Raw genomic sequence first — 14501 nt, 5'->3', positions numbered from 1 at the left:
CAGGGCCCTTCGCCTGCGTCGGACCGAGGGATGCGTTCCATCTCATGCGCGGCGAACCCCATGTGTCGCGGTCGCGCCGCGACGCTCGTGTATTGCAATGCTCGTACCGCTGGGGGACCTGGGCCGCGTAGGCCGAGGCAGCGACGCGGACAATCGCCGGCGCCCGTTCGCATGGGTGCCGTACCGACCGGGGCTTGCGTCTCGGCAGGACACTGCGCGTCCCCCCCGGACGAAGGCGCGGCTGCCGAGAGCTGAGCCCCGGCGCCATGGGGGCTTGCGTCTCGGCAGGACACTCGTGGCCGCCCGCGCAGCCCCGGGCGGCTACGCTACTATCGCTCGCGGATTGAGCCATGCGCAGCTCCTCGCGCGGCTCTCGGCGGCTAGAACGACAAACGGATTGAAACCGTCTGAAACGCGCAGAGCGTCGAACCGCCAAGCCGCCAAGAAGAGAATCCCACCTTGGCGTCCTTGGCGGCGCGGCGGTTCATTTCTCGCTCGCTCAGCGTCATCGGTGTTCTGGCGCTCGGCGGTCAGACGAGCAGAGGGACCGGGTTGAGCTCGCCCTCCTCGAGCGGGCGGGGGAGCCACCCCAGCGCGCACGGCACCTGGTACAGCCTGCCCGGGCCGAACCGGGGCCAGAAATGGCGCAGCCCCGGGACGATCACCTGAACCACGGGCAAGCCGATGTCGGGGCGGGTCTTGTCCACCGCGACGAGCTCCAGGCCCGCCGCGTCGAGGCGCCTCAGGCACCCTTCGATGTCGGCGCGCAGATCGGCGCCGCCGATCCGGGGCAGGCGCTCGGCCGCGACCCGGGGGAGATCCGGGCTCGGGAAGAGATGCGCGCGGTCAGGCAGCCGCTCGTGATCCCACGGCGCCCGGCGCGCGCCCCCGGGATCGAAGAGCTGGTTCAGCTCGGTGAGCGATCGCTGCACGGCGAGCCGCGGGTCGAGGTGGCAGCCGAAGCCGATGGTGAACCGATCCTCCCGCGCCTCGTGGGCGAGCGCGACGCAGGTGGGGATGCCGAGGTCGTGCGTCAGGTCGAGCACCCAGACGGCCCAGCCGAGGCGGGCATAGTCCGCCTGGAGCGCCTCGAAGTACGGGTCCCCGAAGCTGTCGAGCGCGATGGCCGGGCGCGCGAGCCGGTTGTACCACCAGACCGCGGCGGCATCGCGCTCCACGAGCTCGAGCAAGGCCTGCAGCACGGCCTCTTCGAGGCAGGTGCCGGCCGCCACGCCGTTGCTGCAAGGGCCGCAGAACGCGGCGCCGCTCTCGGCCGGAGCCTCGGCGTAGCAGTAGGCCAGCGGGACGTAGCGCCGCTCGCGCTTGCTCAGCGACCACGCCGGCGTCCAGTCGATCCGGGTGCCGGCATCGAGCGGCTCCGGCACCCACTGGCGACGATCCGCGGCCCGCGCGTTGAGGCGAGCGCGCTCGCGGTACTGAGCCTCGCTGAAGTTCAGCAGGTCGCCGGGCGCGAGCGCCGCCGCGCCGAGCTCGTCCTTGCTGGCGCGCACGCGCGCCTCGTCCCCCTGGTACACGCCGCTGTAGCGCTCGAGGGCCTCGCAGAGCGCGCTCACCCGGGCCTGGTCCGCGCTGCGCCCCTTGCCGGCGCAGACCTTGTCGAAGACGTTGGTGCTCGGAACGCCCTCCCGGGGGCAGACGAGATAACCGGACGCGTACACGGCGCGGAGCTCGGTGTCCCGACCCGGCATCGGGACGAGGTGCGTCACGGCGCCCGTGATCGGGCTGACGAGGTGCCGGTAGCGCTCGTAGGTCCGCCGCGGGTTCTGCCGGCGGTATCCGCCATCCTCGAAATGCGCCTTCTCGACCGGCTGCAATTCGATCGGGCGCTCGCCGACGGCCGCCATTCGCGCCGGATCTCCGCACGCCGGGCATTGCGGCCTCCGGACGACCGCGTGCGCGGTGAGCTGGAACGTGACCAGATCCAGGGCGAGCACCCGGGCGCTGAGCGCGTGGGGAGAGCTCGTGTCCTGCCGGGCGAGCGCGCGAGCGATGGCCGAGGCGCCGAGCCCGCACGCGGTCCGGACGCTCGCCTCGGTGGCCGCCCCGGGGAGAGCGATGTAGCCCTCGTGCCCCCGGCGCCGGCGAACGAGCTCCTCGACCGGGCGGTTCTGGCGCATCCAGAACGCGAGGCACTCCCAGCAGGGGCCGGCGCCTGGCTCGAAGCCGGGCCCGAGGAGCGGCTGGACGCCGGCAGGCTTGATCAGGAACCAGCGCGCGCCCTCGCGCAGCGCGCGGCGGTTGATCGAGGCGAGCTCGGGCCGCAGACAGTCGTCGGTCACGACCACCTGCACGGCCGCATCGCCGTCGATCCGCGCGCCTGCCTGTTCGAGCGCCTCGGTCATCCACCCGGCGAAAGCGGCTTCGCCGAGGGCCAGGACCGACACCGGGGTGCGGCTCAGGGCCTCGGCGGCCGCCCTGCCGTCGAGACCCACCCCGCGCCAGAACGCCGCGCGCTCGGAGGGGAGCTCCGGCGTCGCGGGGACCAGGTAGCCGCGCTCCGCGAGCCGGCTCAGGGTGTACAGGGCCTCGGGCTCGGAGCACCGGCCGGCCGCGGCGCGCAGGATCTCGCCCACCGTGCGCCGGCCGTCGACGAGCGCGGCCACCTCGGCGGTGCAGGCGCCGGAGAGGACGAAGCGCTCGCGCTCGCCGATCAGGAAGATCGCCCCGGTCTCCATGCGCTCGACGCGCAGGGTGGGCTTGAACGCCAGCACCTGGCTCAGCTCCAGAGGGTCCATCGTCGGTCCTGATCCGCTCGTTCACGCGCCGCGCGGGCGCGCGGCCTCCGACAGCCCCATGAGCCGCGCAGGGTTGTCCCACAAGGCTGCCCGGAGCACGTCGTCGGCGAGCGACGCGCCGCCGCTAGCAAGCGGCGCGCCGCCCTCGAACAGCCGGGCGACGATCGCGGGATCGTGGTCGACGTGGGGGAAGTCCGTGCCGAAGACGACGCGATCCTTGCCGATGGCGTCGACGCAGTGCGCGAGCATCGCCTCGCCCGGCTCGAAGGCGATCCAGCACTGGCGTCGGAAGTAGCTCGAGGGGCGCCGGTTCACGCGACCGCTGACCTCGTTGCTGAGCTGCGCATACTCGATCTCGTCGAGGCGCCAGAGCCAGTAGGGCAGCCACCCGCAGCCCGCCTCGAGGAAGCCGACGCGGAGGCCCGGATGGCGCTCGAGGACGCCTCCTTCGAGCAGGGCGAGGAACGCCATCATCGCCTCCATCGGGTGAGAGCAGGCATGCTGGGCGAAGTGCGTCTGGAAGCGCGAGGCGCCGGCCGTCTGCACGCGCGTGTGCGTCCCCTCGTGCAGCAGCAGCGGGACGTCGTTCGCCTCGCAGGCCGCGAAGAAGGGCTCCAGCTCCGGCGCGCCGAGGGTCTTCCCGCGGACCGGGTTCGGCCGGATCACGGCGGCGCTGAGGCCGTCCGCGAGGCCGGCCTCGAGGTCCGCGACCATGTGCGCGGGATCGTGGCGCGAGAGGAACGCGGCCCCCTTCAGCCGGGTCGGGGCTCGTCGGCACTGGTCCGCGAGCCAGCGGTTGTAGGCGCTCGCGTAGGCGCGGGAGCGGTCCGCGTCGATCTCCTCATCATACACCAGAAAGCCCGTGTAGGTCGGGTGCAGCACGGCGACGTCGACCCCTGCCTCGTCCATCGCCGCGAGCTGGCCGGCCGCCGTCTCCGCGGCGATCAGCTCTCGGCGGTGCTCCTCCGCATGGAGCCCGACCTCGATGTAGCCCACCTCGGTCATCCCCCGACAGATGGGCTTTCCACCGACCGTGACCACCGGCGGGGTCGGCAAGAGAGCGTGGTCTCCCAGCCGGTCCAGGCGAGCCCGGAGGGGCTCGTCCGGCGGCGAGAGGGGGCGGACGTCCGGCGCGGCGTCGCGGTGCTTCGCCGGCAGGTACTCCGGCCAGAGCCCCATGGGCTCCATGACGTGGCGGTCGATGTCGATGATCGCAATCCCGTTGCGCACACAACCCTCTTCCTACGAGTAACTTGTCCGGAGCTCCATGCGGTGGAGAGGACGCGCCGCAGGCCGTCCTGCGGCATCGGATGGCTCGAGCCTGTCCTTCGCGCCCGATCTTGACGGCGATCGCGGGATCAAGCGCAGGTGAACGGGTACTGGGGACCCGTGTCGTTGTACGCGGCAAGGGCGATCGGCCAGTCGTGCTGCTCCTTGGGCGGCGCTGGGATATATACGGTGATCTCGTTGTAGGGGGGCCGCCCGGATTCGAACTCGCTCCACGTCTTCGGGGAGAACCTCAACCTGAAGTTCCATGGAACGATGATGCTCAGCGATTTCTGTACCAGATCCCGAGCGTCATTCGAGGCGAAGAGCTCCTTCGCGAACTCCTGATGGGCCCATGTCATCGCGAGGATGCGTGAGGTGATCACCCCGAAATTGGCGAAGTCATCGGGCGCCTGGCTCTTCCCGTCCGTCGCCGCACCGAGCAGGGACGGGAACCTTTCGCAGTAAACGCCGAGGGCGTCCGCGAGGCCTGGGATCGACCCGTGCGGCTGCTCCGGCCGCTCCGGCAAGTAGATGTGGAACTCGTCGCCGACGCCGAACCAGCCCAGCACCTCGTTCGGCCGCCACTGGGGCCTGGGCGTCGTGGCGATCGTGAACCTCACGTTGTATGGAAACTTGAAATTGTAGTTCTTCTCGAGGAGGGGGAGCGCGCCCCTGCTGTGCTCGTGCCCCGCGGAGCACGCGACCAGCTCGTTCAGAAACGCCTCGTCGCGCCAGGCGCGCGCTATGGCTCGCAGGTAGGCGGCGCGTAGACGGGGAAACGGGGCGGCGTCGCCGCTCATGGTGCTATAGTCTCTGTGTTCGTGCGTCGTGCTCATGGATCACTCCTCGATGAGAGATGCCTTCAGATCAGGAAACAAGCCGTGGAGCTGCGTCAATCGGCACACGAGCGCGGCGTCGTCCCCGAAAATACGCCGGTGCTCCTGGATCGCCGCTGCCTCGAAGCGGTACATGCCTCGATCGCCGGCCAGCAGGCGAGCCCGGGCGAGCAGCGCTCGGACGGAGTCCCGATCGGGCTTCGAGAGGCGCGTTTCATAGCGCGCGCGACGCCGCAGGAGCTCCACCTCGAAGAAGTGCTCGCCGAGCTCGGCGCACATCGAAAGGCAGGTCTCCACGTGGGCGATCGCCTGGTGCAGATGGCCGGCGTCTGCTTCGATGTCCGCCAGAAAAGACCCGTAATAGGTGAGCGCCAGGTTGCAGTGGAGGGACCTGAGGATCCCGATGATCGCCTCGACCCCCTGCAGGTCCCCCGCGGCCCACGACGCGAGGGCCGCGCCGTAGCCCTCGAAGGCAGGCAGCCCGTATGCCTTGGAAGCCTCGAGCAGCTCGCCCGTCGTCTTGCGCACCGCGGGCTTGTCGCCGTTCATATGCTGAATCTGGCTCAGATAGAGCAACGCGATCCCGAGGGACGGGACGTGGTTGATCTCCCGCGCCCAGGCGATCGCCTCGTTCGCGAGCTGAAACGCCCGCGTCGTCCGCCCCATACCCCACTGCACCCATGCGAGCTGACCCGAGGCCCAGACGCGGCAGTCCATGCCGAACGCCGAGCCCTGCTTCGCGTCGCGCGCCGGGTCATACAGGCGGAGCGCCCTGTCGAACCACGTCTCGGCGTCCAGAAACCGCCCCTCCGCATGGAAGCCGACGCCTTTGGCCGTCGCGGCCACGCACTGGAGGGACGGGTCCTCGATCCGGTCGGCGAACGCCACGAGCTCGTCGGCCACTTGCCGGCACGCCGCGCGCTCGCTCGCCACGTGGTAGTGCATGTACAGGCCGAAGAGGGTGGAGACGGTGTGCTCGGTCGTCTTGCTCCCGGGGAGCAGCGCCCGGGACTTCTCGGCCAGCGCGCGCACGTCGGGGGAGGCCCAGCCCTGCGTCGACATCAAGGCCTGCAGGCGGACGCTGTTGGCGCCAAGCTCGGCTTCCACCCGCTCGGCGGCCGGCAGCGCCTCGATCCACGCGACGACGTTGGAGGCGTGCGCGCTGGCCTCGGCGTAGGCCGAGCGCCCGAGCGCCTGCTCGGCTGCCTGCTGGGCGTACCCGATGGCCTCCTGCTTCTGCCCCGCCGCCGCGTGGTGGTGCGCGAGCAGATCCGGCCGCGTCCTGACCACGTCCGGGAACCCCTCCTCCAGCGTCTTCGCGATGCGCGCGTGGACCCGCTGCCGCGCGCCGGTCGACAGCGACTCGTACGCCGCGTCCCGCACCAGCGCGTGCTTGAACATCCCCACCGCCTCCTTGCCCCGCCGCCGGCGCAGCGCGAGCCCCGCGCTCGTCAGGCGCTCCAGGTCCTCCGCCACCGCCTCCGGGCCGAGCGGGCTCGCGGCCGCGAGCACCTGCAGGCTGAACTCCCGGCCCAGCGCCGCCGCGAGCTGCGCCGTCTGCTTGGCGCGCGCGAGCCGGTCCAGGCGCGCCGTGAGCAGCGCCCGCAGCGTCCCCGGGATCGCCGCGCCCGAGAGCGGCCGGGTGAGCTCGTAGCGATCGTCCCGCTCCACCAGGAGCAGCGCGTCGAGCATCATCCGGAGCAGCTCCTCCGCGAAGAGCGGCACCCCGTCCGCGCGGTCCGTCACCTGCTCGATCACCGCGGGAGGCAGCGCCTTGTCGCCCACCAGCCCGGCGAGCATCTCCTCCATCTGCGGGCGCTCCAGGCGGCTCAGCGGGAGCAGCAGCACGTCGGCCGTCGAGAACGACGGCGAGAACTCGGGGCGCGCCGTCATGACGGCGCACAGCGGGACCGCCGGCGCCTCGCGAACGAGCTGCGCGAGAAACTCCATCGTGGTGGGGTCGGCCCAATGCAAGTCTTCGGCCAGCAGGAGGACGGGCCGCTCGTCGGCCATCGCGAGGAGCAGCGACGCGACCGCCTTGAGCGTCAGCGCCTTCTGCCGCTGCGCCGAGACGTCGAGCGGTGCGTACGGCGCGCCGAGGGGCAGGGAGAAGAGCGGCACGAAGAGCGGCATCGACTCGGCGAGCGCGAGGCCGTGGCCGGTCAGCTCCCCCTCGAGCCGCGCGATCTTGCCGCCCGCGTCGGGCTCCTGGTCGAGCCCGAGCGCGCGCTCGAGGAGCTCGATCACCGGGCGGAGCGGGCTGTTCTGCGTGTCGGGCGAGCACCGCGCCTCCAGGAACGTGTGGTCGTCGCGCGCGACCCGGTGGCGCAGCGCGCGCGCCAGGCAGCTCTTGCCGATCCCTGGCTCGCCGGTGATGAGGCTCGACTGGCCCGCCCCCTCGCACGCGCGGCGCCACCGCTCCACGAGGAGCCCGAGCTCTCGATCTCGGCCGCAGAGCCGCGCCCTCGAGCCGTCGGGGGTCGGCCACCGCGCCGCGTCGCCGTGCTCCTGCCGGAGGGCGAAGGTCTCCATCGGCGCCCCGATCCCCTCCATGGAGCAGATCCCTTCGCTCTCGAGGTCGAAGGAGGCGCGCAGCAGCGCTTGCGACGCGGCGCTGACCGTCACGGCGCCCGGCGGCGCCAGCGCGGCGAGCCGCGCGGCGAGCCGCGGGGTGGCGCCGGTGACGAGGCACGCGCCGTCGAGATCGCCCAGGTTCCCGTCGACGACCAGGCCGGTGTGGAGGCCGACGCTCGCCGCGATCCGGACGCCCCGCGCGGCGCTCGTCGGGTCCTCGGGCGACACGGCGCCGGCCATCGCCAGCGCCGCGCGGGCAGCGCGCTTGGCGTCGTCCTCCGCCGCGCTGGGGTAGCCGAAGTAGACGAGCAGATCGTCGCCGAGCGCCGCGGCCACGTACCCTCCGTGCCGCCGCCCGATGTCCGCGCAGAGAGCGAGCGCCGCGCGCAGCGGGTCGTCCAGCGCCTCGGCGTCGGCCGCCTGCCCGGCGGCGGCGCGGGCCCTCAGGTGACAGCAGAGCGCCGTCAGCTGCCGGCGCTCGCCGTCGAGCGCGGGCGCCCTCCGCCGGTCGAGCGGCGCGGAGACCGTCGCGGCCGAGGCGAGCGACCGCGTGTCCGCGCCGGACGAGGGGCCGCCGGCGCCGAGCATCGCCTCGCGCGACAGGCCGCGCAGGCTGCAAGCCTCGAGCGCCTCGAAGAGCCCGCGGGCGGTGACGTCGCGCGCGCCCTCGTCCTTGCGGAGCGCGCGGGCGAGCAGGTCGCCGAGCGGGTGGCGCTCGAGCGCGGCGGGGAGCGGGACGGGCTCGGGGCCGAGCAGGCGATAGAAGATCTCGGCCTCCGTGCCGCCGTACACCGGCGCGCCCGTCAGGCACTCGAGGAACACGAGGCCCCACGAGAACAGATCCGCGCGCGGCGACGGCTCGGCGCCGCGCCACTGCTCCGGCGCCCCGTACCCCGGCGTGCCCAGCGCGTCGTGGCTGCCGGTCAGGCGCGTGGATCGCCCGTCGTCGAGCGCGGCGCCGATCCCGAAGTCGAGCACCAGCGCGTTGCGGCGGGCGCCCGTGGGGATCACCATGATGTTGCTGGGCTTGAGGTCGCGGTGGACCACGCCCGCCGCGTGGGCGCAGGCGAGGGCGTCGAGCACCTGGAGCATCAGGTGCCGCGCCTCGGCCGGCGCGAGCGCGCCCTCTCGCTCGAGCAGCGCGCCGAGGTCGTCGCCGGGCGCGAAGGCGAACGCGGTGTAGAGGGTCCCGTCCTCGATCTGCCCCGCGTCGACGAGCTGGACGATGTTGGGGTGGTGAAGCTGGGCGCAGAGCCGCGTCTCGCGCAGGAAGCGCGCGGCTCGCCTGTCGGCCTGCGCGGCGCCTCCATGCTCGGCGAGGCGCAGGATCTTCAGGGCGATCGGCTGCCCGGTGGTGAGCTGGCGGGCCTTGTGCACCACGCCGAAGCCGCCCTCGCCGAGCTTGGCCAGGACCTCGTAGCGCCCCGCGAACGTGGCGCCTGGTGCGAGTGCTGCATCGTTGGCAACGTAGCGCTGCATGCTCGAGCTCTTCGTCGCCGGAGGCGCGCGGAGCGCGCCGGCACCTCTCCGTCAGGGCTCCTTGTCGGCGTCGAGCACCGCCAGGAGATCCGGATCGACCTCGCCCCCGAGCACGTCCAGGACCTCGCGCACCCGCGAGAGCTCGCGGCGCAGCGTCCGGTGGTGGTTGCGGTTCTTGAGCAGCGGCTCCTGGCCGAGCAGCGTGAAGGCGTCGTCGCGGCTGCCCGTCCGCTGCACCGCTGCGCCGAGGACCATGCCCCGGAAGGCGTCGGTCAGCTCGAGCGGGAGCGGGGCGCCGCCGCCCCGGCGCCGCTCGGCCTCGCTCACGAAGCTGAGCGCCGCCCGCCAGAGCAGCTTGACCAGCGCGCTCGGCTCGGCGTCGCCGTCGAAGGTGAGCGCGCGCTCGACGTGGCGCCGCTGGATCACGAGATCGCCCCCGAGGCCGCTCTGCCCCGCGAGCTGGAGCGCGTAGGCGCGCCGGACGATGTTGTCGAGCTGCCGCAGGTTGCCCGGCCACGGCGCGGACACGAGGAGCTTCATCGCCTCGGGCTCGAAGCGCGCCGCGCCCTTGCCGTCGGCCTCCTGATGGCGCCGGTTCAGCATGTACTCCGCCCAGCGCGGGAGCTCGTCGAGCCGCTCGGCGAGCGGGAGCAGCCGCACCGGCAGGACGTTGATGCGGTAGTACAGGTCCTCGCGGAAGCGGCCGGCGCGCACGGCGGCGCGCAGATCGGCGTTGGTGCCGACGAGGAGGCGCGCGTCGGCGCGGCGCTCCCCCGCCCCGTCGTCGCCCAGCATCCGGTAGGCGCGCTCCTCGATGAAGCGCAGGAGGCCCGCCTGCGCCTTGAGCGAGAGCTTGTCGATCTCGTCGAGGAAGAGCGTGCCCTTCGCGGCGCGGGCGACCGCGCCCGGGTTGTCCTTGACCGCGCCGGTGAAGGCGCCGCGCTTCCAGCCGAACAGCTCGGCCATCTGCAGGTCCTCGGGCACGCCGAGGAGGTCGAGCGACTCGAACGGCTGGCCCCGTCGCTGCGAGTGCTCGTGGCACCAGCGCGCGAGCCTGGATTTGCCGGCGCCGGTCGGGCCGGTGATGAGGATGGTGTCGTCGCGCGGGGCGAAGGCGCGGAGCAGCTCGACGAGGTGCGCGGTGCTCTGACCGACGACCGGCAGGAACTCGTCCGGGCTCGCCGGCTCGTCCGAGCGGAGCGGCAGCGCGCGGGCGGCGATGAACGCCCCGGCGATGCTGGCGAGGATCTCCAGCCCCTCGTGGCACTCCGCCCAGGGGAGCTCCCGCCCGGCGGTCCCCCTGCAGCTCGCCTCGAGGGTGATCATGCCGTCGACGCTGCCGCCGGGCGCGCGCAGCGGGACGACGTGCACGTGGGTCGCGTCGCGATCGAGCATGCGCTTGCGCGTGGCGTCGCCGGGCACGCCGGCCGCGTCCGACGGGTCGCGGAGCTCGATCGCCCCGTCGCGCATCCAGGAGCGGATCGAGGCGCGCTGGACGTCGATCGAGACCGAACAGCGGTGCTGCTCGATCCAGCTCCAGACGCTGCCGGAGGTGAGGTAGCCGGTGCCCTCGATGCGCGCGCCGCTCGCGCGGTCGATGCCGAAGAGGCGCTGGTAGGTGCCCTCGGGGCGGAGGTGGACGACGCCGCGCAGGATCCGCGCGCGGCTGGCGAGCGGGCCGTCGGCGAGCGCCTCCTCGACGCAGGCGAACATGGCCTGGAGGACCGCCGTGGCCGCTTCCTCGAAGTACGTGGCCGACACGAGGCGCGGGACGAGCGCGGTGAAGATCTCGTCACGGGATACGGTCACGGTAGCCAGCAGGTAAGCAGGATAACGGAGGCGGGTCCAGGTGGAACGACGAGGCCGGTGTCCCCCGCGGACGCAGCGCGTCCGGGCGGGACGCGGGCCGCCTCCTGGCGCGGAGGTCGTGGGAGCGCCGGCGTCCTGCGCGAGGGATTGCGGGCGCCGACGCGGGTCCACGACCCGGGCGGCTGTCGCCCGAGCGCAGGCGGTCTGAAGGACCTCCCCGTGATAGGCGGACTGGCGCGGGCGGAGGATGTGCTCACGCTCCCCGAACCGAGCCGTGCTTCGGCACAGGCGCCGATTGCGGCTAGGACACCGAACGGGTTGAAACCCCGAGAAATTGAACCACAGAGAGGCACAGAGGGCACAGAGGGAAGAGAATAAAAATTCTATCTCTTCTCTCCCCTCTGTGCCTCTGTGGTTCGAATCTCTTCATTCTCGGGCGTTTCAAGCTGATCGGTGCTCTAGTACTACAGCCGCACCTCGACATCGCTCGGGTTGGATCCAGGATCGGCCCATGGATCCGCGGGCAAGCGAGCTGCCAGCAGCGGCCGCGTGGGACGCGCTGGCAGCAGATTTCGAGGCATTTCACGCGCGATTCGCGACGCTGTTCGCGCGCAGCGAGCCGCGCGAGCAGGCGATCAAGTACGTGCGCTCGCTGATGGGGCCGGCGGCAAGGCGGAACGGTTGGCAGCTGGCCGAGGCCATCGGAGATCCGACGCCCGATCGCGTGCAGCGGCTGCTGTACAGTGCGGACTGGAGCGCGGATGCGGCACGCGATCTGCTGATGGACTTCACGATCGAGCAGTTCGGCGACCCGCAGGGCATCGGTGTACTGGACGAAACGGGCTTCCTCAAGAAAGGCACCAAGTCCGTCGGCGTGGCGCGGCAATACAGCGGGACGGCAGGCAAGATCGAGAACTGCCAGATCGGTGTGTTCCTCAGCTACACCAGCCCACGTGGGCATGTGATCCTTGATCGTCGTCTTTACTTGCCAGAATCGTGGTGCAGCGATCCGGAGCGGAGGCAGGACGCTCACGTTCCGGAGGATGTCGCGTTCCGGACCAAGCCGCAGCTGGCGATGCAGATGCTCCATGGCGCCTGGCAGCGTGGTGTACCGATGGCGTGGGTCACCGGCGATGAAGTCTACGGAGACGATCCCGTGCTTCGCGACGGCATCGCCGCGCAGGGCCATCGGTATGTTCTCGCCGTCATCTCGAGCACGCCGGTATGGCCCCGGCGACCCGCGGTCGCGGAGCCCCCTACCGAGCGCGAACACCCTCGTGGCCCGCGCCGCACGCGCACTCGTCTTGCACCGGGCGCGCCGCACGCCTCCACCGTGGCCAAGGTGGCGGCGCAGTGGTCGCCGAAGCAATGGCATCGCCTTGCCGTCCATCAAGGCGAGAAGGGGCCCATCGAGTACGACTGGGCCCGCGCGCGCGTCGTCGACAGCCGTCGGCGCTTGCCCGCCGACGAGCTCTGGCTCCTGGCCCGCCGCTCTGTCTCGAAGCCGTCGGAAGTGGCCTACTACCTGTCCAACGCCGGAGCCGCCACGCCGTTGGCAACGCTCGCGCACGTGGCTTCCACGCGCTACACGATCGAGCAGTGCTTCGAGGAAGCGAAGGATGACGTCGGCCTCGACCACTACGAGGTCCGCTCGTGGCCAAGCTGGCATCGGTACATCACGCTCGGGATGATGGCCCTGGCGTGGTTGGCTTCCGTGCGCGCGAAGCTTCCCGCGGAGGGCGCCTTCCCGTATGCCCCGGCCATGAACCCCGAGCTCGTGCCCAAAACGGCGCGCCCGAGGCTGGGGAAGAACGTCGAGCGCATGCAGAAGACGGCGCTTGACACGTCGGGGAAAAAAAGCCCACGGCGCCCGCAGAAAGCGACGGTCCGTCGACGCTGGCGCCCTGGAGCATTCCCGAAGTCCGCCGCCTGATGGAGCTGGTGCTTCCGCTGCCCGCCCATTCGCCCGAGTTCCGCTGGGCATGGTCGAGGTGGCGGCGCCGAAAGCGCGCCCAGGCTCGCGCCTGTTGCTACCGGCGCCGCCGCAACCGGCCGCGCGCCCGCGCCCGGGCTCCCTAACCGCGGCTGTAGTACTAGGGCCCGTAATACGCCTTGAGCGCCTCGAGGATGGCGGTGCCCACCGGAGAGCCGAGGCCGGTGCATGGATTCCAGACGCCCGAGTGCGCCTCGTACGCGCCGTTGCTCCCACGCGTGATCCTGCGGAAGAGCTCCCCGGTGGAGCGCTGCAACGCGTACAGACGCGGATTGACGAACCCCACGCGCCGCTTCAGCTTTTGGTTGAGCAGGGCGAACAGTCCGGCGAGGACCGGCGTCGCGGCGCTCGTCGCGCCGCCGACCCCCCATTTGCCATCGAAATAGATGTCATATCCAGAGCATAAATCTGCGCTGGCTGCCAGATCGGGGACCCCACGTCCGGCGAATTGCTGGAGCGGCTGAAGCACCGTGTCGCGAGTCACCATCGTCGTCGCGGTAGGTGCGTCGACGCCCTCTTGATAGAAGGGGAGCTTGTTGAGCCGGCTCACTCCGCCTCCGCTCGCCATGCCGATCCCCTCGTAGATCTCCTTGCCCTCATCATCCTTGAGAATCCAGAGCTCCCCTAGCTGGTTCCAGACCGTCTCGGCGGACGTCCCGTCCCTCTCGACGACGAGGCGCGTGCCACCGCAGCTCAGCACGAGCGGGCTGGACGCGGGGAAGCTGGTATAAGGACCTGCGAGCAGGATGCCTTTGCGAAGCTCCGGCGCCGGGTTCATGGATCCGAAATCGCCGGACGGAACGCAAATGGTGATGCCGAGGAGCGCAGCCTTGACGAAGAGCTCCTGGAACGGCGCCTCGTCGCGCGCCGTCATCCCTGAGTCCTCCGGCGCGCACCAGATGACCGAGAGCACGGACGGAGCATTCACCGTGTCGAACACCGCCCTCGATATTGCGCGGTACAAATCCTGAAGCGTGAAGCTCGTCGAACCCTGGGTGTAGATCACGATCTGCGCGCCCGGGCAGACGGTGCCCGCGAGCTCTGCGTCCATGGTGACATGCACATCGAACACGAAATCAGGAGCGTGCGGCGGCGGCGTGGCCGGCGACTCGATGATGTGCGGGCGCGGGGGATATCTCTTGAAGTACGTTTCGACATCAGCCGACCTGAGCTGGCCGCCCATCTCGACGATCCCGATGCAGGGACGCGGCTCGACGATGAACTTCGACGCTGGCGGGTATCGGTAGACCTCGGCAACGCGCCTCGCTGAAATGCTCGCAGGATCACCGCTCGTCCCGCCTTCCTTGTCGTGTCCCGGGCGAGGGCTCGAGAGGAGCGAGGTGAGCGACACGCGGCGCGGGGACATCCTCGGGGCCGTCGTCGAGCGGAGGACATGAAGCACACCGACGACACGGCTCTCCACATCCTTGAACACGACCTCGGGGCCCTCGAGCGTCACTTCAGCCTTCAGCTCCGCGGCGCCCGCGAGCTTGCCGCCGTCATCGATGTGGCTGTCGCCGTCCACCACGCGCAGTTTGTACTGAGCGACAAAGCGGCCCACCGCATGGAGCGCGTCGTCGTCAGCTCCGTATTTCGCCTTGAGCTGGTCATACGAGAGATGGCCGGGCGGGGGGAGCTCATCCGGATCGTCGTGCGCCGCCCTCGAGGGCGGGAAACGGCAGACAGCATCCACCGACGGGAGCTGTTCGCGTGTGCGGAGGATGAGGGTGACCTGAACGGTGCTCGCTGCTTCGCTCATGATTGCCTTTGTTTCTGTGGGGCCGT

General features: G+C 71.2%; 7 protein-coding genes. 1 reads left to right on the top strand and 6 read right to left on the bottom strand.

The genetic code is table 11. The features are described 5' to 3' along the window. Positions 1–530 precede the first annotated feature (530 nt). From WME83_RS02375 to WME83_RS02355, 5 genes are all read right to left on the bottom strand, one after another. Positions 531–2756: a TOMM precursor leader peptide-binding protein gene (locus tag WME83_RS02375; RefSeq protein ID WP_437317639.1), complete on the bottom strand. Its 2226-nt coding sequence runs from the start codon at positions 2754–2756 to the stop codon at positions 531–533. Between the two features lie 21 nt (positions 2757–2777). Beyond that, positions 2778–3986, bottom strand: a complete 1209-nt coding sequence (locus WME83_RS02370) for an amidohydrolase family protein (protein ID WP_437317638.1) — start codon at positions 3984–3986, stop codon at positions 2778–2780. Between the two features lie 128 nt (positions 3987–4114). Continuing rightward, positions 4115–4861, bottom strand: a complete 747-nt coding sequence (locus WME83_RS02365; protein ID WP_437317637.1) for a BMA_0021/BMA_0022 family TOMM bacteriocin — start codon at positions 4859–4861, stop codon at positions 4115–4117. A gap of 3 nt (positions 4862–4864) precedes the next feature. Beyond that, the gene (locus tag WME83_RS02360; protein ID WP_437317636.1) at positions 4865–8914 is read right to left on the bottom strand and encodes a TOMM system kinase/cyclase fusion protein; all 4050 of its coding nucleotides are present in this window, start codon (positions 8912–8914) and stop codon (positions 4865–4867) included. A 51-nt stretch (positions 8915–8965) separates the two neighbouring features. Beyond that, entirely contained in the window at positions 8966–10723 is a 1758-nt protein-coding gene (locus WME83_RS02355; RefSeq protein ID WP_437317635.1) for a sigma 54-interacting transcriptional regulator, read from the bottom strand. A gap of 511 nt (positions 10724–11234) precedes the next feature. Between WME83_RS02355 and WME83_RS02350 the strand changes: the two genes are divergently transcribed. Continuing rightward, positions 11235–12656 carry an IS701 family transposase gene (locus tag WME83_RS02350; protein WP_437313514.1) on the top strand — a complete coding sequence of 474 codons (1422 nt, stop codon included), beginning with the start codon at positions 11235–11237 and terminating at the stop codon, positions 12654–12656. Positions 12657–12816: 160 nt separating this feature from the next. Here WME83_RS02350 and WME83_RS02345 read toward each other — a convergent pair whose 3' ends face one another. Continuing rightward, complete coding sequence (locus WME83_RS02345) at positions 12817–14475, bottom strand: S53 family peptidase (protein ID WP_437317634.1); 1659 nt, start codon at positions 14473–14475, stop codon at positions 12817–12819. Between the last annotated feature and the right edge of the window lie 26 nt (positions 14476–14501).

The organism is Sorangium sp. So ce385 (assembly GCF_051474135.1).
In the GTDB taxonomy this organism is placed as follows: Bacteria; Myxococcota_A; Polyangia; order Polyangiales; family Polyangiaceae; genus Sorangium; species Sorangium cellulosum_D.
Note: the sequence above shows the minus strand (reverse complement) of the source record. Positions and strands in the feature narration are given on the sequence as shown.

Bases quoted from the DNA above. Each gene is read 5' to 3' on its own strand.
- WME83_RS02375 (WP_437317639.1), bottom strand. From the start codon at position 2,756: ATGGACCCTCTGGAGCTGAGCCAGGTGCTGGCGTTCAAGCCCACCCTG.
- WME83_RS02365 (WP_437317637.1), bottom strand. From the start codon at position 4,861: ATGAGCACGACGCACGAACACAGAGACTATAGCACCATGAGCGGCGAC.
- WME83_RS02360 (WP_437317636.1), bottom strand. From the start codon at position 8,914: ATGCAGCGCTACGTTGCCAACGATGCAGCACTCGCACCAGGCGCCACG.
- WME83_RS02350 (WP_437313514.1), top strand. From the start codon at position 11,235: ATGGATCCGCGGGCAAGCGAGCTGCCAGCAGCGGCCGCGTGGGACGCG.
- WME83_RS02345 (WP_437317634.1), bottom strand. From the start codon at position 14,475: ATGAGCGAAGCAGCGAGCACCGTTCAGGTCACCCTCATCCTCCGCACA.